At 49.4% G+C, this 21571-nt stretch carries 28 protein-coding genes; 21 read left to right on the forward strand and 7 right to left on the reverse strand.

The features are described from left to right. A partial coding sequence (locus tag OGY71_RS00050) for a phage polarity suppression protein (protein WP_286612582.1) occupies nt 1–327 on the forward strand: 327 nt, incomplete at its 5' end. Between the two features lie 272 nt (nt 328–599). On the opposite strand, the gene OGY71_RS00055 is transcribed toward OGY71_RS00050, so the two are convergent. From OGY71_RS00055 to OGY71_RS00075, 5 genes are all read right to left on the reverse strand, one after another. Continuing rightward, the gene (locus OGY71_RS00055; RefSeq protein WP_001592520.1) at nt 600–2042 is read right to left on the reverse strand and encodes a DUF8370 family protein; all 1443 of its coding nucleotides are present in this window, start codon (nt 2040–2042) and stop codon (nt 600–602) included. A 13-nt stretch (nt 2043–2055) separates the two neighbouring features. Beyond that, complete coding sequence (locus OGY71_RS00060; protein WP_001592518.1) at nt 2056–3252, reverse strand: integrase domain-containing protein; 1197 nt, start codon at nt 3250–3252, stop codon at nt 2056–2058. 352 nt (nt 3253–3604) lie between these two features. Beyond that, nucleotides 3605–4792 (reverse strand): hypothetical protein, encoded by a 1188-nt coding sequence (locus tag OGY71_RS00065; protein ID WP_232794641.1) that lies wholly within the window; start codon nt 4790–4792, stop codon nt 3605–3607. 7 nt (nt 4793–4799) lie between these two features. After that, a complete protein-coding gene (locus OGY71_RS00070; RefSeq protein ID WP_096756066.1) occupies nt 4800–5816 on the reverse strand; it encodes a site-specific integrase in 1017 nt (338 codons plus the stop codon). Nucleotide 5817: 1 nt separating this feature from the next. Then, nucleotides 5818–6450 (reverse strand): phage repressor protein CI, encoded by a 633-nt coding sequence (locus tag OGY71_RS00075; protein ID WP_061382282.1) that lies wholly within the window; start codon nt 6448–6450, stop codon nt 5818–5820. A gap of 116 nt (nt 6451–6566) precedes the next feature. Here OGY71_RS00075 and OGY71_RS00080 point away from each other — a divergent pair, with 116 nt between their 5' ends. The 13 genes from OGY71_RS00080 to OGY71_RS00140 all read left to right on the forward strand — a co-directional run bounded on the left by OGY71_RS00080 (nt 6567) and on the right by OGY71_RS00140 (nt 14522). After that, nucleotides 6567–6821: a Rha family transcriptional regulator gene (locus OGY71_RS00080; RefSeq protein WP_079939233.1), complete on the forward strand. Its 255-nt coding sequence runs from the start codon at nt 6567–6569 to the stop codon at nt 6819–6821. A 20-nt stretch (nt 6822–6841) separates the two neighbouring features. Then, the gene (locus OGY71_RS00085) at nt 6842–7351 is read left to right on the forward strand and encodes a phage regulatory CII family protein (protein WP_079939232.1); all 510 of its coding nucleotides are present in this window, start codon (nt 6842–6844) and stop codon (nt 7349–7351) included. 7 nt (nt 7352–7358) lie between these two features. Continuing rightward, complete coding sequence (locus OGY71_RS00090) at nt 7359–7559, forward strand: phage filamentation protein Fil family protein (protein WP_079939231.1); 201 nt, start codon at nt 7359–7361, stop codon at nt 7557–7559. Further along, nucleotides 7523–7864, forward strand: a complete 342-nt coding sequence (locus tag OGY71_RS00095; RefSeq protein ID WP_000963480.1) for a DUF5347 family protein — start codon at nt 7523–7525, stop codon at nt 7862–7864. Before OGY71_RS00090 ends, OGY71_RS00095 begins: the two co-directional genes overlap by 37 nt. 67 nt (nt 7865–7931) lie before the next feature. Next, a complete protein-coding gene (locus OGY71_RS00100; protein WP_286612589.1) occupies nt 7932–8165 on the forward strand; it encodes a DUF2732 family protein in 234 nt (77 codons plus the stop codon). After that, nucleotides 8165–8392 (forward strand): TraR/DksA family transcriptional regulator, encoded by a 228-nt coding sequence (locus OGY71_RS00105; RefSeq protein ID WP_221666643.1) that lies wholly within the window; start codon nt 8165–8167, stop codon nt 8390–8392. The genes OGY71_RS00100 and OGY71_RS00105 overlap by 1 nt, the downstream gene beginning before the upstream one ends. Next, a complete protein-coding gene (locus tag OGY71_RS00110; RefSeq protein ID WP_221666642.1) occupies nt 8389–9246 on the forward strand; it encodes a DNA adenine methylase in 858 nt (285 codons plus the stop codon). Before OGY71_RS00105 ends, OGY71_RS00110 begins: the two co-directional genes overlap by 4 nt. Continuing rightward, nucleotides 9237–11645 (forward strand): replication endonuclease, encoded by a 2409-nt coding sequence (locus OGY71_RS00115; protein ID WP_286612592.1) that lies wholly within the window; start codon nt 9237–9239, stop codon nt 11643–11645. The genes OGY71_RS00110 and OGY71_RS00115 overlap by 10 nt, the downstream gene beginning before the upstream one ends. Before the next feature lie 158 nt (nt 11646–11803). Then, nucleotides 11804–11992 carry a hypothetical protein gene (locus OGY71_RS00120; RefSeq protein WP_001154444.1) on the forward strand — a complete coding sequence of 63 codons (189 nt, stop codon included), beginning with the start codon at nt 11804–11806 and terminating at the stop codon, nt 11990–11992. 11 nt (nt 11993–12003) lie between these two features. Then, nucleotides 12004–12237, forward strand: a complete 234-nt coding sequence (locus tag OGY71_RS00125) for a DinI family protein (RefSeq protein WP_019077494.1) — start codon at nt 12004–12006, stop codon at nt 12235–12237. Between the two features lie 73 nt (nt 12238–12310). Further along, nucleotides 12311–12571, forward strand: a complete 261-nt coding sequence (locus OGY71_RS00130) for a hypothetical protein (protein WP_019077493.1) — start codon at nt 12311–12313, stop codon at nt 12569–12571. Nucleotides 12572–12858: 287 nt separating this feature from the next. Next, nucleotides 12859–13878, forward strand: a complete 1020-nt coding sequence (locus OGY71_RS00135) for an ImmA/IrrE family metallo-endopeptidase (protein ID WP_033817166.1) — start codon at nt 12859–12861, stop codon at nt 13876–13878. 5 nt (nt 13879–13883) lie between these two features. Then, nucleotides 13884–14522 carry a hypothetical protein gene (locus OGY71_RS00140; protein ID WP_001747379.1) on the forward strand — a complete coding sequence of 213 codons (639 nt, stop codon included), beginning with the start codon at nt 13884–13886 and terminating at the stop codon, nt 14520–14522. A 55-nt stretch (nt 14523–14577) separates the two neighbouring features. On the opposite strand, the gene OGY71_RS00145 is transcribed toward OGY71_RS00140, so the two are convergent. Then, nucleotides 14578–15618: a phage portal protein gene (locus OGY71_RS00145; protein WP_052946290.1), complete on the reverse strand. Its 1041-nt coding sequence runs from the start codon at nt 15616–15618 to the stop codon at nt 14578–14580. Then, nucleotides 15618–17384, reverse strand: a complete 1767-nt coding sequence (locus tag OGY71_RS00150) for a terminase ATPase subunit family protein (RefSeq protein WP_257680053.1) — start codon at nt 17382–17384, stop codon at nt 15618–15620. The genes OGY71_RS00145 and OGY71_RS00150 overlap by 1 nt, the downstream gene beginning before the upstream one ends. A gap of 142 nt (nt 17385–17526) precedes the next feature. On the opposite strand from OGY71_RS00150, the gene OGY71_RS00155 reads away from it, so the two are divergent. From OGY71_RS00155 to OGY71_RS00185, 7 genes are all read left to right on the forward strand, one after another. Then, nucleotides 17527–18360, forward strand: a complete 834-nt coding sequence (locus OGY71_RS00155; RefSeq protein WP_174501124.1) for a GPO family capsid scaffolding protein — start codon at nt 17527–17529, stop codon at nt 18358–18360. Nucleotides 18361–18376: 16 nt separating this feature from the next. Then, nucleotides 18377–19444: a phage major capsid protein, P2 family gene (locus OGY71_RS00160; protein WP_286511896.1), complete on the forward strand. Its 1068-nt coding sequence runs from the start codon at nt 18377–18379 to the stop codon at nt 19442–19444. A 3-nt stretch (nt 19445–19447) separates the two neighbouring features. After that, nucleotides 19448–20098, forward strand: coding sequence for a phage terminase small subunit (gene gpM, locus OGY71_RS00165; protein ID WP_286511897.1), 651 nt, complete (start codon nt 19448–19450; stop codon nt 20096–20098). A 93-nt stretch (nt 20099–20191) separates the two neighbouring features. Next, a complete protein-coding gene (locus tag OGY71_RS00170; protein ID WP_286511899.1) occupies nt 20192–20656 on the forward strand; it encodes a head completion/stabilization protein in 465 nt (154 codons plus the stop codon). After that, nucleotides 20656–20859 (forward strand): tail protein X, encoded by a 204-nt coding sequence (locus OGY71_RS00175; protein ID WP_000868184.1) that lies wholly within the window; start codon nt 20656–20658, stop codon nt 20857–20859. The genes OGY71_RS00170 and OGY71_RS00175 overlap by 1 nt, the downstream gene beginning before the upstream one ends. A gap of 3 nt (nt 20860–20862) precedes the next feature. Next, nucleotides 20863–21078: an HP1 family phage holin gene (locus OGY71_RS00180; protein ID WP_001397650.1), complete on the forward strand. Its 216-nt coding sequence runs from the start codon at nt 20863–20865 to the stop codon at nt 21076–21078. Next, nucleotides 21059–21571: a lysozyme gene (locus OGY71_RS00185; protein WP_286511902.1), complete on the forward strand. Its 513-nt coding sequence runs from the start codon at nt 21059–21061 to the stop codon at nt 21569–21571. The genes OGY71_RS00180 and OGY71_RS00185 overlap by 20 nt, the downstream gene beginning before the upstream one ends.

Below are 21571 nucleotides of genomic sequence, written 5' to 3' on the forward strand. Positions count from 1 at the left end.
AGCATCCGCAACCGGCTCCATGACTTTATGCAGCAGCACGGCGCGGAGCTGGCCGCCACGCTGGCACCTGAGCTGATGGGGTATAACGAACAGCTTCCCGCAGTAAAACAGAGCGCCATGCAGCACTCGGTTGATTATCTGCGTGAAGCCCTGTCGGTGTGGCTGGCCGCAGGTGAAAAAATTAATTATTCCGCGCAGGACAGCGATATTTTAACGGGCATCGGATTCAGGCCTGATGCGGCTTCGCGGGATGATAATCGCCAGAAATTCACCCCAGCACAGAACCTGATTTACACCCGCCGACGTGCAGAACTGGCCGCACGCTAGCACGCAAAAAAATCCCCGAAAATTCCGCTATTTTTCCCGAAAAAGCCATGCATCCATAAGGTGCATGGCTTTGCATGAAAATCCCCGTATTTTTTATCCCACGCAACACCAGTACCGGTGCGGCCTGAGGCCGTTCATGCACCTGCATTAAAAGTGACCTCTTAAGCGGGCAGGCGTGGCGGGGAGAGCATTGCGCGCAAACATATGTAGATATATTAATCTGGTAGAAAATAACAAAGGCTCAACTAAGTGATAGTTGAGCCTTTGTTAATCTAGATACGAATGCTCGCAGAGTCTTTTTGTTGTGCATCAATATGAATAATCTTTGAGGCTCTTAAACCTTCATTTTCTGCTGCAATTCTAGCCTGCTGGACCTTTTGGTATTTTTCTCCTAAATGACCGATATCAACTATTACGAAAAATGCTCGATCTGTATCATCACCATTTCTATAAATTTCTAATTGCTTTTCATATCCGTGCAGTAATTTACCATTGGATGATAACTTAACTTCAACTAAAACTTTCTGCTCGAATCCTTGCGAGACTTTGAAGTCAACAGGTCCATTACCAGAGTCAGCCTCAGGGCTAATGTCTAAGTTATTGGCTTTGCAATATGAATAAGCTACTGCAAAAAGTAAACGTTGAGCCGCTTTTTCTTTTCTTGGTTTTTTATCATCTGCCCACATTTCCTTCCATAGACCTTTGTTTTCAATTAGATCTTTGAATTGGGTTAATATCTCATCAACCAAATTTTCTACCTCATCTAAGGTTAGTTTTTTATTAAACTTAGAAAGATTGAAAGGGTATTTTTTATCTATTGAAGATACAAGTCTTGACCAAAATAATTCACCATTCTTATCAGCTTTAAAATCGTAAGGCTCTTTTTCTACTTCTTTTATTAATTCTAGGAGGTCTTCAAAATATTCTTTTTTCTCTAAAGCTCGTCGCTTGGCTTCAGCTTTTTCTTTTTGGGTCATTGATGCGAGCAGTTTACCAATGTTGGTATTAATTCTGTCACGTAGGTCCGTGTTTTCTTTCATTGTACTGACTGCACCGCTCCAGTCAGTGGATATAGGCAAATCACGGACAACATCTTTAGGAACTAATATTAATGGTTTATCTGTTAATGGATTATGAGGGGCAATGTACTTTTTCCCTTTAAAAGAAAATTCTTTTGTCGGGATTTGAAGGGTTTGATTAACTCTTTCTGAGAATTTCACTAAGGACTCAAATATTATATTTGTAGTCATGTCACTAATTCTATCAGCCCCAATACCTTCTTCAAATAACGACATGACCATAAATAAGTCAGGATCATCAATATCCATGTTGATAATTTGATAGGCAGTATTCATTGTTGTGTTCACAAGGTGTGGCCCGAATCCTGAGCCTTTGGCTGATGAGCCATAACCCAAACATGTCCATCCTATTTCGGAAAATGAAAATAACTTTTTGGCTGCCTTCCAAGCAACATCATTATCATTCTGAACCTTAGATGCTTTAAGTAATTTAATGATACTTGTGAAAGTATCTATGTATTTCTTATCAGCATCCACTTTCATTTCAGGATGCTTACTTTCAGGGAGGAGCATAGGGTCAATGAAAAGCAACGTATCTGACTCTAATAAAACATCAACAACATCAAGTTGATCAAGAATTGATGGCGAAATGTTAAAGTGTGATGAAACGGTATCAATATTTTTTACTGTGCTCATGTGCAGTCCTTTATCATCTATTAGTAATCATAACAAAATTACCCCACCAGTCCATTAGCTCAACTCTTTGTTTCAAATAAATGGACCGATTGTACGCTTTCCTAACCTCATTCTTATCTGTGTGTGCCAGCGCAGACTCAATCACATCAGAATTAAAATTAGATTCGTTGAGAGCTGTACTGGCTATTGAACGTAAACCATGTGCAACTAATTTTCCACCATAACCTATACGTTTTAAAGCAGCATTAGCAGTCTGACTATTCATCGGCCGCTTTGGATCATTTCTACTAGGGAAAATATGTTCACGATGAGCGCTGATTGGCTTCATTACTTCCAAAATATCTAAAGCCTGAGGTGACAAAGGGACAATGTGTTCACGCTTAGCCTTCATTCGTTCGGCGGGAATCGTCCAGAGTTTGGCATCGAGATCGATCTCGACCCACCGAGCACCAGAAGCCTCAGAAGGGCGCACTAGGGTCAGGAGCTGCCACTCAATAAGACATCGAGTCGAAACAGACAGATTCGACATGACCAGAGAACGCATCAGCTTAGGTAATTCTTCTGGTCGTAGCGTGGGCATGTTCTGCTTTTTGGGTTTCTCAAATGCCATTCCAACACCTGATGCCGGGTTAGTATCGATCAGGCCGGTGTTGACTGCGTAAATCATTATTTCGTTAATGCGCTGGACCAGGCGACGAACAGTCTCTAATGCGCCGCGTGCTTTGATTGGTTCCAATGCTTCAACTATCGTTCTGGCCTTAATCTCCTGAACAGGTATCGCGCCTATTGCTGGGAATACGTCTTTATCTAGAGAACGCCAAATATCCTTCGCGTAGTCCTCTGTGACGCTTTTGCTCTTCATTTTGAACCAGTTGGAGGCCACAGTTGAGAAAATGCTATCCAGCTCAATCTGACGTTGCTCTGATGCTTGCTCTTGTTGCTGTTGCGGATCCATCCCCTGCGCGAGCGTAGCCAAATATTGGTCGCGTATCTGACGAGCTGCTGCGAGTGTAAGGGCAGGGTATGAGCCGAGACTCAGGTTAGTTCGGCTATTACTTACTGGACGTTGGTATCGGAAGCGCCAGAGCTTTTTACCAGATGTTTTCACGAGTAAGAACAGGCCGTCCCCATCATGCAGAGTGAAATCTTTTTCTCGGGGTTTAGCTTTAAGGATCTCGTTGTTAGTGAGGGGGCGTGTGATGCGCGCCATGTCTGGATTCCTTCCATAATTGGTACACGTTTAATGGACCACAGTATAGCGTGTACCTAAACGTGTACCAATTTTCTCTGGATTTAGCCGGATGTTCTCGGACAATGACAGACACAAAAAAGCCCGCAGAGCTTGTGCTGTGCGGGCTTTCTGTACTTCACCGGACATATCCGGATCATCATTTGGTGGAGCTGGCGGGAGTTGAACCCGCGTCCGAAATTCCTACATACCATTTTTACTATAATGAAAACAGTGATTTACGTTTAAAAACAGAGTGTTAGTATTATTTGGTATTTGTCCGTTTTATCCGTTTTTAATGCTCTGCCGCCAAAGTGTCGCCACTATTGCTGGCCTATCTGATAGGAGAATAATCGAATAAGCGATCCATGCAAACTTCCAGTTTATAGAAGTCAGTTAATGGGTAAAGTCTGATTATGTCACTATCAAAATCAGTAATGCCAGATAGCCTTTCTTTTCGATCAAGAAATCTGATAGCTCTCTCCTGCTCAGATGTTTTGGGGATCGCATTCTGATACTCTAATGTTTTTAAAACCTGCCATGAAACAGGTGGAGTGAAATCAAATAATGATGACAACCTTGGGCAAAAATCTTTTTGAGTCGTTTGTCTATATGTAGCTTTGGGTGGTAACACAACATTTATTGAAAGTTTTGAACCTCGACTTTTTTTCATTTTCGTTGATGAATAAGCTATGCCAGATATTGGAGATTGACCCCGTGTGCTAATCCACTGCATGAGTAAATTAGGTATTATATATTCTTGTGTAAAGCTTGAGTTTTCATGCGTTTTTATATAGCTACATGAAAAAATTAAAGGCCAGAGAACCAAATACGAACCTTTGATATAATTATTTGTTCTTAACTCTTCACTGCCCCATTCTTTAGTATTGATTGAGGTTTTCAGTTGTGGAACAAAGTTAAGAATTTTAGATTTAGTATCTTGTGATATGAATGAAGATATATATAGTTTATCAAAATCTGGTTTGTCCATTTCTTGCCAGCATACATATAGCGATGAGCCTAGATATAAACAGGGGAGTCCCGCTACTGAGTAACGTTGGGCACTTACAAGATGTCGGCAGGAAAATGGAATATGGAAAATATCTTCCCTGTTAAGTAATGGTCTGTCTGATTTACGTACTCTATAGAGTGGTTGATCATAATTACATATTTCCTTAAGAGGCATTGTGATTCTTTGAATATGCTTATTAATAAGATTATCTGAAAAAGTGTCATCGAATATATCATATGCCTCTTTGATGTCACCCGCTAAAAACTGTTGAAGACTCTCGGTTATTCCTAGTTGTATTTTTAATACTCGCTTTATTAGCAGATCAATCTTAAGTCTGGTTTTGTTTTTAATTTTAAATTCATTTAAAATTTTAAGATATTCATTGCAGCGAGAGTTAAAATCAGAAACGATGTCACCTTTGGGTTTAAAAGGGGGCATTAAATCCTCATTACCATACAACTCATCCAACATCATATTTAACTGAGTTTCAACATCTCTATCCTGTTGCATTCTGTTCTCACTTTAATAAATTTAGTGGATTTTTAGTCACAGCGTCTTCTAAGTGATCTGGAGAAAAATGGGCGTAAATCATCGTCATTTTTATATCGGCATGGCCCAGAATATCGCGCAGTACCAGTATGTTTCCGCCATTCATCATAAAATGACTGGCGAATGTATGACGCAGCACGTGAGTGCATTGGCCCTCTGGTAGCTCGATGCCAGCTCGTTTTACTGCTCGCTCAAAGGCTTTTCTGCACGGGGTGAATAGCTTCCCTCTGTTCTTGGGGAGTTCGTCATACAGATCCTGAGATATCGGCACGGTACGGTTTTTCTTGCCCTTGGTCTTGGTATAGGTGATTCGGTATTTCGATAACTGATGGCCCTGCAGGTTTTCGGCTTCACTCCATCGTGCACCGGTGGCTAGGCATATTTTTGCAATCATCAGTAAGCTGGGGCTTTGAGAATCTGCGCAGGCATCTAATAGGCGCTTAATTTCTTCTGGTGTCAGAAACGCTAGTTCGCCCTCTGCGATTTTAAATGTTGGCAGTCCGGCGAGCGGATTGGGCGCTGACCAGTGGCCCAGCTTTTTCAGGGTGCCAAAAACTGATGATAGGTTGCGCTGTTCAAGGTTTACCGTGCGGGGCTTAACAGGTGACATAAGCGCGCCATCTTCATTTCGCACTTCACCTTTTAGCCGCGCTTCGCGGTATTTCGTAAAGTCACCGGCTGTCAGTTCTGAGGCAATGGGATCACCCAGACCATTACAGATAATTCTAAGTTTCGCCATCAGGCGTTTGGGGTCTGCAAGCGTCTGCCCGTAGAGTGAGTGCCATTGCTCTATCACCTCTGACAGATGTCGCCGATCCTCTTTTTCTCCTAGCCATGGTTTTTTGTTCACTTCATCCATGGTGAAGTTTTCGAATGCTATGGCCTCGCCTTTCGTCGCAAATTGCTTGCGCACGCGTTTGCCGTCGCGCCCGTTCGGGTAGCACTCACACAACCATTTTCCGTTCGGCTGCTTTCTGATCGTCATATCACAGACTCTTAATTACTTTTATAGCACGTCCTACTACCTCGATATCATCAAGGCTGCACTCAAAAGATGACTCACCCTGCTGGACAATTAAGCGATTGCCGGGGATGCGTGCAAGTTTAGCTATCGTTTTTATTCCATCAATATCAACGAGCCATACGCCATTTACTGGTGGAGTGCCGCTACGGTCAACGAGGTAAGAGCCATCGTCTGTATGGATGAGCCACGGATTAGTCATGTTGTGGGGGATTAGACTGTTATCCAATATCACCTTGCCTTGGTCCACTAAAGCGCCACCATCTAATGTGGCCTTATCAATTTCAGGCGCTACAACCTCGGATAACGGTTTGATGTGGGTCTGGTTCACAAAACCAAAACTATTTTCCTGCGCGTTATTATCATTTTTATCACCTTGCCCAGTCGTTAACCAAAGCAGCGAAACCCCAGTTTCAAGAGCGCACTGTATAACCCATTCAGCAGGGAAGCTGTCTCTTAAGTATCTGTTTGCCATAGTGCTTTTTGAAACGGAAAGATGGTCACACAACTGCTGTCGAGAGTTGAAGTTATAAGCCTTAATCAGCCTATTGATAGCTTCACGCCCTCCGCTGTCATTACCTACCTTGATAGATCTCATAAGCAAAACCCTTAACGTATATAAAATGTGATCTTAGTATTCACTCAAGGTTTGAAAAACAAACCTCAATCCTATAAAACGAGATAAATCGAAACCAAACTAAGAGATACTGCACTATGAGCACTGATATTTCAATTCGTGTACCAAAAGAGATGGCTACACCTGCAGAGTTCGCTGAATGGGAAGGTATCTCCCGTGGCTCTGTTTACCAGAAAATTCACCATGGTCAGCTTGCTAAGTACATGGTCAAGAAAGAAAAAAACAAAGGTCGCGTAAGTCTGCGTTACCTGATGTACAAAACAGACCAGGTTCGTGAATCCCTCGGTCATTCCAACTTTCGCGTCATTGTTGGTCAGCAAGTTCAATTATGAGAACTTTTTGAGAGGGGCACATGTTTGATTATAAGATTTCCAAACATCCACATTTTGACGAAGCCTGCCGGGCTTTCGCGCTGCGTCACAACATGGCGAAGCTGGCAGAATGCGCAGGAATGAATGTCCAGACGCTGCGCAATAAGCTGAACCCGGAGCAACCGCATCAACTTACGCCGCCGGAGATCTGGCTGCTGACTGATATCACAGAAGACTCAACGCTGGTTGACGGTTTTCTGGCTCAAATCCATTGCCTGCCGTGCGTGCCATTGAATGAAGTGGCAAAAGAGAACCTGCCACATTACGTCATGAGTGCAACTGCGGAGATTGGGCGTGTAGCTGCAGGCGCAGTATCCGGTGATGTGAAAACCAGTGCAGGCCGCCGCGATGTGATCAATAGCATCAACTCAGTTACGCGCCTTATGGCACTCACTGCAGTTTCATTGCATGCGCGTTTGCAGGCGAATCCGGCGATGGCAAGCGCGGTAGATACCGTGACGGGCCTGGGCGCTTCGTTCGGTCTGATCTGAGGTGGCTATGCTGACTAAAGAACCATCTTTTGCATCACTGCTCGTTAAGCAAAGTCCTGCAATGCACGGCGGCCATGGCTGGATTATGGGGAAGGATGGCAAGCGCTGGCATCCATGCCGCTCTCAGGATGCGCTGCTGGCTGAATTGTCCACTAAAAAGCAGGGGAAACCATGGCTATTGAAGGGGATGCTGCGACTGTTCCGCTAAGCGCTGGCCTCCGCCTTAATGGGTTAAACCACATCGCGGAATTAAGGGCGAAAGTGTTTGGCTTAAATATTGATTCAGAACTGGAGCGCTTTATTAGCGATATGCGGGACCAACGGGATATTAACCATGAACAGAATAAACGCGCACTAGCCGCAATATTCTTTATGGCAAAGATTCCGGCGGAACGTCATAGCGTCAATGTTAGTGAGCTGACGACTGACGAAAAGCGGGAGCTGATTAAAGCAATGAACCATTTCCGTACAGTGGTGAGTTTATTTCCAAATCGGCTAGCCATGCCGAATTAACCAACAACCGAAATTAAAGGCGTAAACCCGCCGGGCTTCTTATTGCCCAAATTCAGGAGAAACAACAATGCGAAATATTGAAACCCGAATCACCAAAACAGGACCAGATGATGCTGGCCTTAACCAGATGCTGACTGATGTACGCATGGAAGAACGCCGTGCACGTGCCGCGGCAATGGCAGCCCGTCTTGATAGCCAGGCTTGCCATATCACGTCACGTCAGCTTAACCACGTTGAAGCGGCGGAGCTGCTGCGTATTGCGGCTGAAAACATTCAGAACGAAGCGCAGGAGATCCACTGATGGCTGATTCAATGGACCTTGTACAACAACGCGTTGAAGAAGAGCGTCAGCGTCACATCCACACCGCCCGCAACAGAACGCCGGGCATTTCCCGTGTGCTCTGCGTTGATTGCGATGCACCGATCCCGCCAGCTCGCCGTCGCGCTATTCCGGGTGTGCAGTGCTGTGTCACTTGTCAGGAGATTGCGGAGCTGAAAGGTAAACATTACGTAGGCGGTGCTGTATGAGCACTATCCTGAAATGGGCGGGAAATAAAACCGCAATAATGCCGGAACTGATTAAACACCTTCCTGCGGGCCCGCGACTGGTTGAACCTTTTGCCGGTTCCTGTGCTGTGATGATGGCGACAGACTATCCTCATTATCTTGTCGCGGATATTAATCCAGACCTGATTAATCTTTATCAGGTGATTAAGAATGATGTTGAATACTTCATCGAAGAGGGACGATATCTTTTTGAAGCCCGTAATGATTCAGCGGCATATTATAAGACGAGACAGGAGTTTAACTTGCGCTATGGTGGTGCAATTGAACGCGCATTGTATTTCTTATATTTAAATCGCCATGGTTATCGCGGACTGTGTCGCTATAATTTGGACGGTTATTTTAATGTTCCTTACGGTAATTATAAAAAGCCGTACTTCCCTGAAAACGAAATACGCGCATTTGCAGAAAAAGCAAAACGCGCAACGTTTATCTGCGCCAGCTATGACGAGACACTGGCACTGCTGCAAACGGGTGATGTTGTCTATTGCGATCCGCCATATGACGGCACGTTTAACGGATATCACACAGCTGGTTTTACAGAGGATGATCAGTACCATCTGGCGTCTATTCTTGAACGCCGGTCATCAGAAGGTCATCCGGTTATCGTGTCCAACAGCGATACGTCTCTGACCCGTTCGCTTTATCGTGATTTTACTCGCCATCGTATAACCGCTAAGCGCAGCATGGGCGTGGCTGCCGGTGATAGTAAAACTGCAGTAGAAATCATCGCCACAAAATCAGCATGCTGGTTTGGTGTTGATTTGGCGTCTGGTCCTGATATCTCGGTGGAAGCTGAGGTGCGGGCGTGGCAGTGAGTAAATTCACATTACATCATGCACAAACCACCGGCGGCTCGAATGAGGCCGCCGCAGCCTTTCCATGGAATACCCCAAAAAAAGCGGTTAACCCCTATCTGGACCCGGCGGAAGTTGCGCCGGAGTCTGCGCTTTCAAACCTGATCGCTCTTTACTCTGTGGATAACGAGCAGGAGCATCTGCGCCGTGAAGCGCTGAGTGATAAGGTTTGGGAACGCTATTTCTTTAATGAATCCCGTGATCCTGTCCAGCGTGAAATAGAGCAGGATTGGCTGATTAGCCATGCAAAAATGGCCCGCGAACAGCAGCGCGTTAATCCCGATTTGGTGATTATTGCCGATGTAAGCACCATGCCTGCCCATATCAGCAAGCCTCTGCTGGAGCAGATTAAATACTTCCATAGCTTGGGCAGGGCTAAAGCTTATTCCCGCTATCTGCGCGAAACAATCAGACCGTGTCTTGAGCGGCTGGAGCGCGTGCGTGACAGCCAGGTGTCTGCGTCTTTCCGGTTCATGGCGAGCCAGGACGGGCTGGAGGGGCTACTGGTATTGCCTGAAATGAGTCAGGATCAGGTCAAACGTCTGTCCACGCTGGTTGCGGCACATATGAGCATGTGCCTTGATGCTGCCTGCGGTGATCTGTTTGTTGCTGAAGATGTTAAACCAGAAGGAATCCGCCAGGCATGGGAAAGGGTTGCTGCAGAAGCCATGCGCCTTGAGGTCATCCCTCCTGCCTTTGAGAAGTTACGCCGCAAAAAGCGCCGCCGCAAGCCGGTGCCTTATGAACTGATCCCACCGTCGCTGGCGCGCATGCTATGCGCGGACTGGTGGTATCGCAAATTGTGGCAGATGCGCTGTGAGTGGCGGGAGGAGCAACTGCGTGCCGTCTGCCTGGTCAACAAGAAAGCGTCCCCGTATGTCAGCTATGAAGCCGTGATCCACAAACGCGAGCAGCGGCGTAAATCGCTGGAGTTCTTCCGCTCGCATGAGCTGGTCAACGAAGACGGTGACACGCTGGACATGGAAGATGTGGTGAACGCCAGCAACAGCAACCCGGCGCACCGCCGTAATGAAATGATGGCCTGTGTTAAAGGGCTGGAGCTGATCGCAGAAATGCGCGGAGACTGCGCGGTATTTTATACCATCACCTGCCCGTCACGTTTCCACGCAACCCTCAATAATGGCAGACCTAATCCGAAATGGACCAGCGCCACTGTCCGGCAGAGCAGTGATTATCTGGTTGATACATTTGCCGCTTTTCGCAAGGCCATGCACAAGGCCGGGCTGCGCTGGTACGGCGTCCGCGTTGCAGAGCCTCACCATGACGGCACCGTGCACTGGCATCTTCTGTGCTTTATGCGCAAAAAAGACCGTCGCTCCATCACCGCGCTGCTGCGTAAGTTTGCAATCCGTGAAGACCGCGAGGAGCTGGGCACCAATACCGGGCCGCGCTTCAAGTCTGAGCTAATAAACCCGCGCAAGGGCACGCCGACCAGCTACATCGCTAAATACATCAGTAAGAACATCGACGGGCGCGGGCTGGCTAAAGAAATCAGTAAAGAAACCGGCAGGTCACTGCGTGACAGCGCCGAGCATGTCAGTGCCTGGGCGTCACTGCACCGTGTCCAGCAATTTCGTTTCTTTGGTATTCCGGGACGTCAGGCATACCGTGAGCTGCGCTTGCTGGCTAGTCAGGCGGCGAGAGTGCGGGGCGAACGCAAAGCGGGTGCGCCGGTACTGGATAATCCGCGTCTGGATGCGGTACTGGCAGCTGCAGATGCGGGTTGCTTTGCCACCTACATCATGAAGCAGGGCGGTGTACTGGTCCCTCGCAAACATCATCTTGTCCGCACGGCTTATGAGCTTAACGACGAACCGAGCGCCTACGGCGATCACGGTATCCGTATCTATGGAATCTGGTCCCCGATTGTAGAGGGCAAGATTTGCACGCACGCGATGAAGTGGAAAAAGGTTCGTAAGGCCGTTGACGTTCAGGAGGCGGTAGCCGACCAGGGCGCTTGCGCCCCTTGGACTCGTGGCAATAACTGTCCCCCTGTTGAAAATCTGAACAAATCAGGGGGTGATTTACCCGATATTAAAACCATGGATGAGAAGGAGCTGCAGGAATATCTCAACAACATGGGCCAGAAGGAACGGCGGGAGCTGACAGCCAGGTTGAGACTGGTAAAACCGAAGCGGAAAAAAGCATACATACAGAGTATTTCGCAGCAGCAGCGCCTGCAGCTTGAGGCAGAACTGACTACCAGGGGGTTTGAAGGTAGTGCATCTGAGATTGATTTGCTTCTGCGTGGCGGCAGCATTCCATCCGGTGCCGGTTTACGTATTTTTTACCGTAACCAGAGGCTGCAGGAAGATGACAAATGGCGTCAATGGTACTAAGGCTGCTGTTTAACATTTCGTGCTTTATTGACCGACATCAGTACATCCAATTAACTGACAAAAAAGAGTTTTACATTTTTTCTTTCCTACTATACTGTTTATATAAACAGTGGGTATACATACAGTAGTTGTGTATCCGTGTAATGATAGGAGGGAAGATGCAGGACTATCTTTTGGAGTCATTGAAGCTCCAGCGTATTGATTTTTTTATCAAGCTTGTAGCGGCTAGTGAGTGCAGCGACGAAGAAAAGCGGCTGGCTATCCAGTGGGTGTCCGAACTGACAGACGAGTTGATGGCGAAAATTCGCAGCCATGAATACAGCCGGTCAATGGACGTTACCAGTTAAAGGGAATCTGTATGCGCATTGAAATAATGATCGATAAAGAGCAGAAGATTAGCCAGGCCACACTGGAAGCCCTTGAATCCGAGCTTTACCGTAATTTGCGCCCTCTGTATCCCAAAACAGCAATTCGTATCCGTAAGGGCAGTGCCAATGGTGTTGAACTGAGCGGGTTAAAACTGGATGAAGACAAAAAGCGAGTGATGGAAATTATGCAACAGGTCTGGGAGGACGACAGCTGGTTACATTAGATAACGTTGTGAGAGGCAGAACGTAGTTCTGGCGCTCGCAAGGTTGAACAACGAGCTATGCGAGGCGTTAGCTATGGGGTCTAAAGACAACAAGTATCAAATTGTATATCGCGGTCAAACGCTGGAAACAATCATTCCCGGTCAGTGGGTTTTTTTTCAACGCCCAAAAGAGTGCGGCGGCGGATACTGGATGGGAAGAACTTATGATGATTGTTTCTGGCTTGAGCTGGAGTATCCGGTGTCTTTATCTGATGGACTTGGTTACTTGATAGTTATTACGAAAGTCGAAGCCACAAGTCATGAATTTGATGCAAATTATTCTCTGTTTGACTGATTTCGTCGTAGCGCATGACTATGCCGCATGAAAACGCATGATCGTTTAAGGATCGTTTATGCTGAGGCCCGCCAGAACTGGCGGGCTTTTGCCTGTTTCATGCAGGTGCATGAAAACCACTACATAAAGCGGGCAGGCGTGGCGGGGATACGAGCGCGCGCTGTGAGCTTAAAAAGCTAAATTCTAGTTTGCTATGATTCTCAAAAATTGCGTGTTAAGCAAAATAGCTACGGTTATACTGTGTACAGAAAGAACTATCAAAATTAACAATAAAGGGAGGGGATGAGATGACTGCAACTACACATCAGAAGCCTCTTAATGCTTTCTTTCGCCGAGTAGGGGCGCTTGATAGGCGTTTAGCCGAAGGGCTATCAAAGTTACTTCCTGATTGGTGGGATGATTCGCTTAATCATTCAGCGAGCATTAGCCAGCAGGTAATTTTAGGTTTGGCAAAGTTTGCGAATCTGGATTTGGCGACGGTCGTCAATCCTACTGCTGAATTGAGATTCAATGAGTCAGTAAGAAAGTATAAACACGCGGCAAATAAATCGGTCGAAGAGTTGCAGGCTGCTACGGCTGTGGTTGATGGTATGGCAAAAATCGCAGCTTCAGTTGCTAAAAGACCATATATGGGGCTTTCATCTGCTCGTGATATACGTGAGATAATCCTTTCTCAAGGAAAGCCTTGGGTAGATTTCCTGTCACTCTTAGAATTTGCTTGGTCTGCGGGTATCCCTGTTTTGTATATGACGGATATTCCTGCCAGGAAAAAGATGGATGCTGTTGCTATAAAGGTTTCTGATCGCCCAGTTATTGCTCTTACAAAAAAACATAAACATGCAAGTGGTATTTTGTTTAGTTTGGCGCACGAGTTAGGGCATATCGCTTGCGGCCATCTTGAGGATAACTCATTGTTAATTGATGAAAAAATCAATGAAGATGATGTCGAAAATCCTCAAGAAATAGAAGCCAATGCTTACGCAATAGAACTCCTTAATGGCAGACCAGATGCTGCATTCCATAGCAATGGTTGGATTTCTGCTGAAGTGCTGGCTTCGGAAGCTTTGCGTATAGGGCGTCACAATAAGGTTGATCCTGGCCACGTAGCTTTAAATTACGCCAAAACAATGGGGCGTACGCATACAGGGAATTTTTTCCCTGTATGCGGAAGTGCATTAAACATACTTTATCCTCGTTTGGATTGGATGGAGCATGCTGCCGCAACTTTTCTTGAATATGTTGATGAAGAGAAGGTATCGGAAGACAAGTTTGAAATGTTATGCAGAATGAACAACATTGAGGTGTAACGCCAGTGGCTGTATTACTTGATAATGATGTAGTACTGAAATTGGCTCAACTTGATCTGCTTGCTGATGGTTGCAAATTACTTACAAGTAAGTACGGCCAACTTTATGTTTTAGATACGCTTTTTTATCAGTTACGAGGTAAGTCAGCTCTTCGTCGTTATGGTGCTGAGGCATTGGAACGCGTACAGCAATGCCTGTCAGAGAGGGCATTTTTGCCGTTTGAAGAGTTAATCACGGATCAACGTTTGATTGAATTACAGAACAATTTCGAGAATCTTGATGAAGGCGAGATGCGTTTGCTTCAAGGTTTAATAAATAATCATGATCTGCTTCTATCAGGCGATAAACGCTTTTTGAAGGCAATTGCTGAGACTGGATTTATAGAGGAAGCATCTCTCAATAATCGTTTTGTATGTTTAGAACAAGTGGTTTGTTTTCTTATCAATGAGTTATCTCTTGATCATGTCAACGCAAAAGCCTCGATTGCTTTTCAGGGTGAATGTAGAGTTGATAGTGCTTTAAGAACATGTATTGGTTACGGGCGTACGCATGAGCACGTTATGGAAGGGATATTTCACCAACTTCGTGGGCTACCTGAAACTCTTCTATCAATAGAGGTGCATTGGAGTTTGACTCAACCTTAACTATATGCAAAGAACAAGAGTTTAGGGCGCATGCTAATGCGCCCTTTTGCTATATTTAATCTGCACCTAAGGTATAAATCTCAAAGCTGATCACTTCCTCTCCCAGCCAGTCATTTAGCTCTTGTAGGCGCTTCTGCAGCGGCATCAGCTCGTTGCGAACAAAGACTCGGCTGGCTTTTTCCACATCACCAAAGCCGCCTGTATTGTTGGGGATGATGCCCATCATTTGTGGCGGTACGCGGTGCGCTGCCATCATGTCATCGCGGCTTACGTTCTTGATATTCAGAAACTCATCTTTTGCTGCTACTTCTGACAGTGGGATTATCTGAATACCGTCCTTCTTTCCGTTCGGCGAGTACATAAACAAGTTGCGGAAGTTGCCTGGCCCTTTAGCGCTTTTCATCGCTTGGCGGATGTTGTTCACGTCCTCCTGATTTTGTGCAGCGTCGGTCATGTACATGATGAATCCCGCGTGGCTGCCGTTGATGTAATACTTGCGGCGGAACAGCGTGGCGGATTCGTTCAGCAGGGCGGAAGGGATGGCGGACAGGTATTCCGGCAGACCGTAAATCTCCTGGTTCAAATCCGGCTCCATTAGGTGAAAAATGCTGCCTTTGGTGAACTCATACGGCTGCGTGGTCATGCCATATTGCACAAACCAGTAGGTATCCAAATCCACACCACGGCGGGTATATTTCGCCAGTGACGGCTCCAGTGACAGAATGCCACCGAGCCGGTTGGTGCGTTTCTCAAGATAGGCGTTACCAAACACCAGATAATCCTGCACAAAGCGGCTGAAAGCCTGCTGACTTAGCAGCGGATGAGGGATAAACGTGCTGGTAAGAATATTGCGCTTAACGGCAATCGGTGAGCTGTGATGCACGGCGGCGCGATAGGTGCGGGCCAGTCCGTCAAAACTCACCGGTGGTTCATACCATCTGTCCATCTGTATGCATTCCACATAGTCCAGCAGTTCGCGGCGGTCCAGTACCGGGATCGGATCGCCAAAGCTGAACGCTTCGGCGTGAGTTGTACTCTTCTGCTGTTCGGCCTCCTGTACTGGCGCGGTGCTGGTCAGGGCGTCATGTTCACTCATCAAAAAATCTCCACAATATTGCTGGTATTGGCGGATTCGCCCTGCAGCGGTTCGTTAAACAGTGCGTGCATCGTTGCCCAGGCCAAATCTGCGTGGCTGGCTTCTTCGCTGCGGCTCGCTTCGTAAGTAGGGCGGTTGCCGCTGGCGGTTGTGGCGCGGCGGATAGCCATAAAGGACTGCGCAATGTCGGTATGCCCGGCGTCAAACTCCAGACGGCGGTGGCTGATAATGTCGTATGCCTTGAGCACCAGGGCGTTTTTGACGTTGGGGTTGTAGACAAACTCCCGGACGGCAGGAAAGAACGCTTTTACATTCTCATAAACACCGTGCCCGACGCCGGTCGAGTCGATGCCGATATAGGTCACGTTGTACTGCTGAGTTAGTTTTTTGATAGCGTCCGCCTGGGCGCGAAAGTCCATCCCACGCCACTGATGACGCTCCAGAATGCGGAACTTCCCGCCCGGAACAGTTGGCGGTGCCATAACCACGCAGCCTGCGCTGTCACCGTTCTGCGTACCTTTCGCCGGGTCGTAACCGATCCAGACTTCCCGCCAGCCAAACGGGCGCAGCGCCAGCGCCTGAAAATCGGTCCAGACTTCCCAGCTGTCCACCATGCACGCCTGCAGCTCGCTGAGCGGGAATACTGACGCCAGATCGTCAATAAATTCGCACATCAGCAGGTTCTGGTATTCGTCCGGGCTGTACTCCATGCGCAGCTGGTCGAGATCGAACAGGTTACAGCCGCCGCGCACCGCATCCTCCACGGTGACGATCTGGCGGTACTGTCCGTCAGGGCAGAGCAGGCCGCGCGCAAGGTTGCTGTGGGTCAGGTCAATATCCACCTTGTCCGCTTTGGCGCGGCCCCGGTTAAACAGCGCGCCGGACCAGAACGGATACGCGCTGTGGGTCAGGCTGGACGGCGTGGAAAAGTAGGTTTGTCGCCATTTCTTGTGAATGGCCATACCGGAGGCCACCTTGCGCAGCTCCTGGAATTTCGGTATCCAGAAATATTCATCCAGATACAGGTTGCCGTGGTAGCTCTGCGCCGTACGGGCATTGGTGCCGAGGAAGTACAATGCTGCCCCATTGGGTAGCACCATGGGATCGCCTTTCAGCTCCACCTCAACTTCTTTAGCAAAGTCGATGATGTACTGCTTAAAAACGTGCGCCTGTGCCTTACTGGCAGAAAGGAAAATCTGGTTGCGTCCGGTCAGCAGGGCGTCAATCAATGCTTCACGGGCAAAATAAAACGTGGCGCCAATCTGGCGCGACTTGAGCAGATTGCGGATGCGGTTTGTTTTCCCTGCTTCAAACCAGTGGCGCTGATAGTCGAACATAGAGTCGTGGAAGACTTCTTCCAGCTTTTCGATCTGCTCGTCGGTGAAAACATTCTTTTCGGGCTGGCGGCGTGGCCCTTTGTTACGGTTGGCGACTTTCGGGTTTAAATCAGCTTCGTTCCCGCCATCGTTAAATTTGCCGATCCGGGCGTGGCGCTCTGACTGGCGAGCCAGCAGGTCAATTTCCTTGAAGTCTTTCCCTTCTTTCTGCTCCTTCATGATGAGCTGGCAGTAACGTGCGGCGGTGGTGAGCTGCATCTGATCCAGCGGCCCATAGTCGCCCCACTTGTCGCGTTTTTTCCAGCTGTGAACGGTTGCAACTTTTTCGCCCAGCATTTCAGCAATGCGGGCTACGCGGTATCCCTGAAAGTACAGCAGCATGGCCTGCCTACGGGGATCGAGGTCTGCGGGGGTCAGTGTCGTGTTCATGGCCCAAACATACGGCCTTGCCTGACGGCTTTCCCCGGCTGCGGTTTGTGTGGTTTACCGTACAAGTGCCGCGCGTTGTTTCACTCCCCCCATCACCGCAAACATAAGACTCCAGTAAGTTATTTCTAACGGAGCACGGCTCATGACAGTGAAAGCAAAGCGTTTCCGTATCGGGGTGGAAGGTGCCACCACTGACGGGCGCGAGATCCAGCGTGAATGGCTGGTACAGATGGCTGCCAGCTACAACCCGGCGGTCTATACCGCGCTGATTAACCTTGAGCACATCAAGTCTTATCTGCCGGAGAGCACGTTTAACCGCTATGGCAGGGTGACGGGGCTGGTTGCAGAAGAAATCCAGGACGGCCCACTGGCGGGCAAGATGGCACTTTATGCCGATATCGAACCCACTGACGCCCTGGTGGAACTGGTGAAAAAAGGCCAGAAGCTTTTCACCTCCATGGAGGTCAGCACGAAGTTTGCCGACACCGGCAAAGCCTACCTTGTAGGGCTGGGTGCGACGGACGATCCTGCGAGCCTTGGCACCGAAATGCTGGCTTTCAGCGCCAGCGCCGCACATAACCCGCTGGCAAACCGTAAGCAGAACCCTGAAAACCTGTTTTCGGAAGCGGTTGAAACGCTGATCGAACTGGAAGAAGCCCAGGACGAAAAGCCGTCCCTCTTTGCCCGCGTCACGGCGCTGTTCACCAAAAAAGAGCAGACCGACGATGCGCGTTTCTCAGACGTGCATAAAGCCGTGGAACTTGTCGCCACCGAGCAGCAGAACCTGAGCGAGCGCACTGATAAATCCCTGGCTGAAAACGGTGAACGCCTTTCCGCGCTGGAGTCCTCCCTGCAGGAGCAGCAGGCCGCCTTTGCCGAGCTACAGCAGCAGCTGAGCCGCGAAGACAGCCGCAAGGATTACCGCCAGCGCGCGCCGGGCGGTGACGCACCGGCAGGCACCCTGACCAATTGCTGATGGAGCATAAAACCAGATGAAAAAGAAAACCCGCTTTGCCTTTAACGCTTACCTGCAGCAGCTGGCGCGCCTGAATGGTGTGGAGGTTGAAGAACTCTCCAGCAAGTTCACAGTGGAGCCGTCCGTGCAGCAGACGCTGGAAGACCAGATCCAGCAGTCCGCTGCTTTCCTGACACTGATTAACATCACGCCGGTCACTGAGCAGTCCGGGCAGTTGCTGGGGCTGGGCGTTGGCAGCACCATTGCCGGAACCACCGATACCACCACCAAAGAGCGCGAGCCTACCGATCCGACGCTGATGGAAGACGTGGAATACAAATGCGAGCAGACCAACTTTGATACGGTGCTGACCTACGCAAAACTGGACATGTGGGCGAAATTCCAGGACTTCCAGGTGCGTATCCGCAACGCCATCGTTAAACGTCAGGCGCTGGACCGCATCATGATCGGCTTTAACGGCGTGAAGCGCGCCAAAACGTCCAATCGTGCAGAAAACCCGCTGCTGCAGGACGTCAATAAAGGCTGGCTGCAGAAAATCCGCGAAGACGCGCCGGATCATGTTATGGGCAGCAAAACCGCAGAAGACGGCACCACTACTGCGGAGCCGGTAAAAGTAGGTCCGGGTGGTAAGTATGTAAATCTTGACGCGGTGGTGATGGATACCGTCAACGAGCTGATCGATGTGGAGTATCAGGATGATGACGAGCTGGTTGTTATCTGTGGTCGTGAACTGCTGTCTGACAAGTATTTCCCGCTGGTTAACAAAGAGCAGGACAACAGCGAGAAAATCGCCGCTGATCTGATCATCAGCCAGAAACGCATGGGCGGCCTGCAGGCTGTGCGTGCGCCTTTCTTCCCGGCGAATGCCCTGCTGATCACCCGTCTGGATAACCTGTCGATCTACTGGCAGGAAGACACCCGCCGCCGTTCTGTTATCGACAACCCGAAACGTGACCGGATTGAAAACTTTGAATCCGTCAACGAGGCGTATGTGGTCGAGGACTACCGCTGCGCGGCGCTGGTTGAAAACATCGAAATCGGTGATTTCAACCAGCCTGCAGCAGAAACAGGAAACGGAGAGTAACGCATGAGCCTGAGTCCCGCACGGCAGCACCGCCTGCGCATTCAGGCCGAACAGGCCGCCCGTGAGGGCGGCAGTGTTCGCCATGCGTCGGGTTATGACCTGATGCTGCTGCAACTGGCAGAAGATCGCCGCAGGCTTAAAGGCATCCAGTCCACGGTGAAAAAGGCGGAAATCAAGGTGGAGCTGCTGCCGAAATATTCTGCCTGGGCAGAGGGCGTGCTGGCTGCCGGAGGTGCGCAGCAGGATGACGTGCTGATGTACGTGATGCTGTGGCGTATCGACGCCGGTGATTATGCCGGTGCGCTGGAAATCGGGCGTCATGCGCTGCGCCATGGCTGGGTGATGCCGCTGGGCAACCGTAACGTGCAGACCGTGCTGGCAGAAGAAATGGCAGACGCGGCGCAAAGCGCTCTGCTAGCCGCAGCCGGTTTTGATGCCGATCTGCTTCTGCAGACGCTGGATCTGACAACCGATCTGGATATGCCGGACCAGTCGCGGGCGCGTCTGCATAAAGCCATCGGCGCTGTACTGAGCGAAAGCAGCCCGGCATCTGCCCTGAATCACCTTACCCATGCGCTGCAGCTCGATCCCCGCTGTGGCGTGAAAAAAGAAAAGCAGCAGCTGGAGCGCAGACTGCGCAATGACAGCCGCTAAAGAACGTGCCCCGCGCACGGGCGGCACGGGGTGACGAAAGGCACTGCCACATCAAAACCCCGTCCACCGCCCACTTATTCAGGAGAAAGCCGCATGAAGTTTGTTGCGCCCGAACAGGTACCGGAACAGGCGGAGGTCATCAAAAATACGCCGTTCTGGCCTGATGTGGACCTGTCGGAATTTCGCAGTGTGATGCGTACTGACGGCACGGTGACGCAGTCGCGTTTAAAGCAGGTCGTGCTGACGGCGATCTCTGAGGTTAACGCTGAGCTGTACGACTTCCGCAACCGTCAGCAGATGCTGGGCTGGCGGACACTCGCTGAGGTTCCTGCAGAAATGCTGGACGGCAAGAGCGAGCGCATTCAGCACTACCACAACGCCGTTTTTTGCTGGGCGCGCGCCGTGCTCAATGAGCGTTATCAGGACTATGACGCCACGGCGTCAGGCGTGAAGCGAGGGGAGGAGCTGGCGGAGGCCAGCGGCGATCTGTGGCGTGATGCCCGCTGGGCTATCAGCCGGGTGCAGGATGTACCGCACTGTACGGTGGAGCTTATCTGATGAAAGTGCGTGCGCATCAGTATGACACGGTGGACGCGCTTTGCTGGCGTCATTACGGGCGCACGCAGGGTGTCACTGAGCAGGTTCTGCAGGCAAATCCGGGGCTGGCTGAGTACGGCCCATTTTTACCGCACGGGCTGCAAGTGGAGCTGCCGGACATTACGGCGTCAACTACGGCGCAGACCGTCCAGCTATGGGACTGAATTATGACGCTTGAACGAATCAGCGCCTTTATCACTTACTGCATCGCCGTGCTGCTGGCATGGCTGGGCGATCTGTCGCTCAAGGATGCGTCAACGGTTGGCGGCGTACTGATTGGGGTGCTGATGCTGGCTATCAACTGGTATTACAAACACCAGTCTTTCAGGTTGCTGCGCGATGGCAAAATTTCACGGGGGGAATATGAATCCTTCAATCGTTAAGCGCTGCCTTGTCGGGGCTGTGCTGGCTATCGCCGCCACGCTGCCCGGTTTCCAGTCGCTCAAAACCTCCGTTGAAGGGCTGAAACTGATTGCCGATTACGAGGGATGTCGTCTGCAGCCGTATCAGTGCAGCGCAGGTGTCTGGACTGACGGGATCGGAAATACATCCGGGGTGGTGCCGGGGAAAGCTATCACGGAACGGCAGGCGGCGCAGGGGTTAATAAACAATGTGCTGCTGACTGAAAAAAGGCTGGATGCCTGCCTGACGGTTAAGCCCCCGCAGCATGTCTACGATGCGCTGGTGAGTATTGGTTTCAATGTGGGGACCGGCGCGATCTGCAGGTCAACCATGGTGTCATATATCAATCGCCAGCAGTGGTGGCAGGCATGTAACCAGCTACCGCGCTGGATTTACGTTAACGGTGTGAAAAATAAAGGTCTGGAGAACCGCCGCGCGCGGGAAATGGCCTGGTGCTTAAAAGGAGTGTCCTGA

This window comes from Citrobacter sp. Cpo109, assembly GCF_030332565.1.
Classification (GTDB): domain Bacteria; phylum Pseudomonadota; class Gammaproteobacteria; order Enterobacterales; family Enterobacteriaceae; genus Citrobacter; species Citrobacter portucalensis.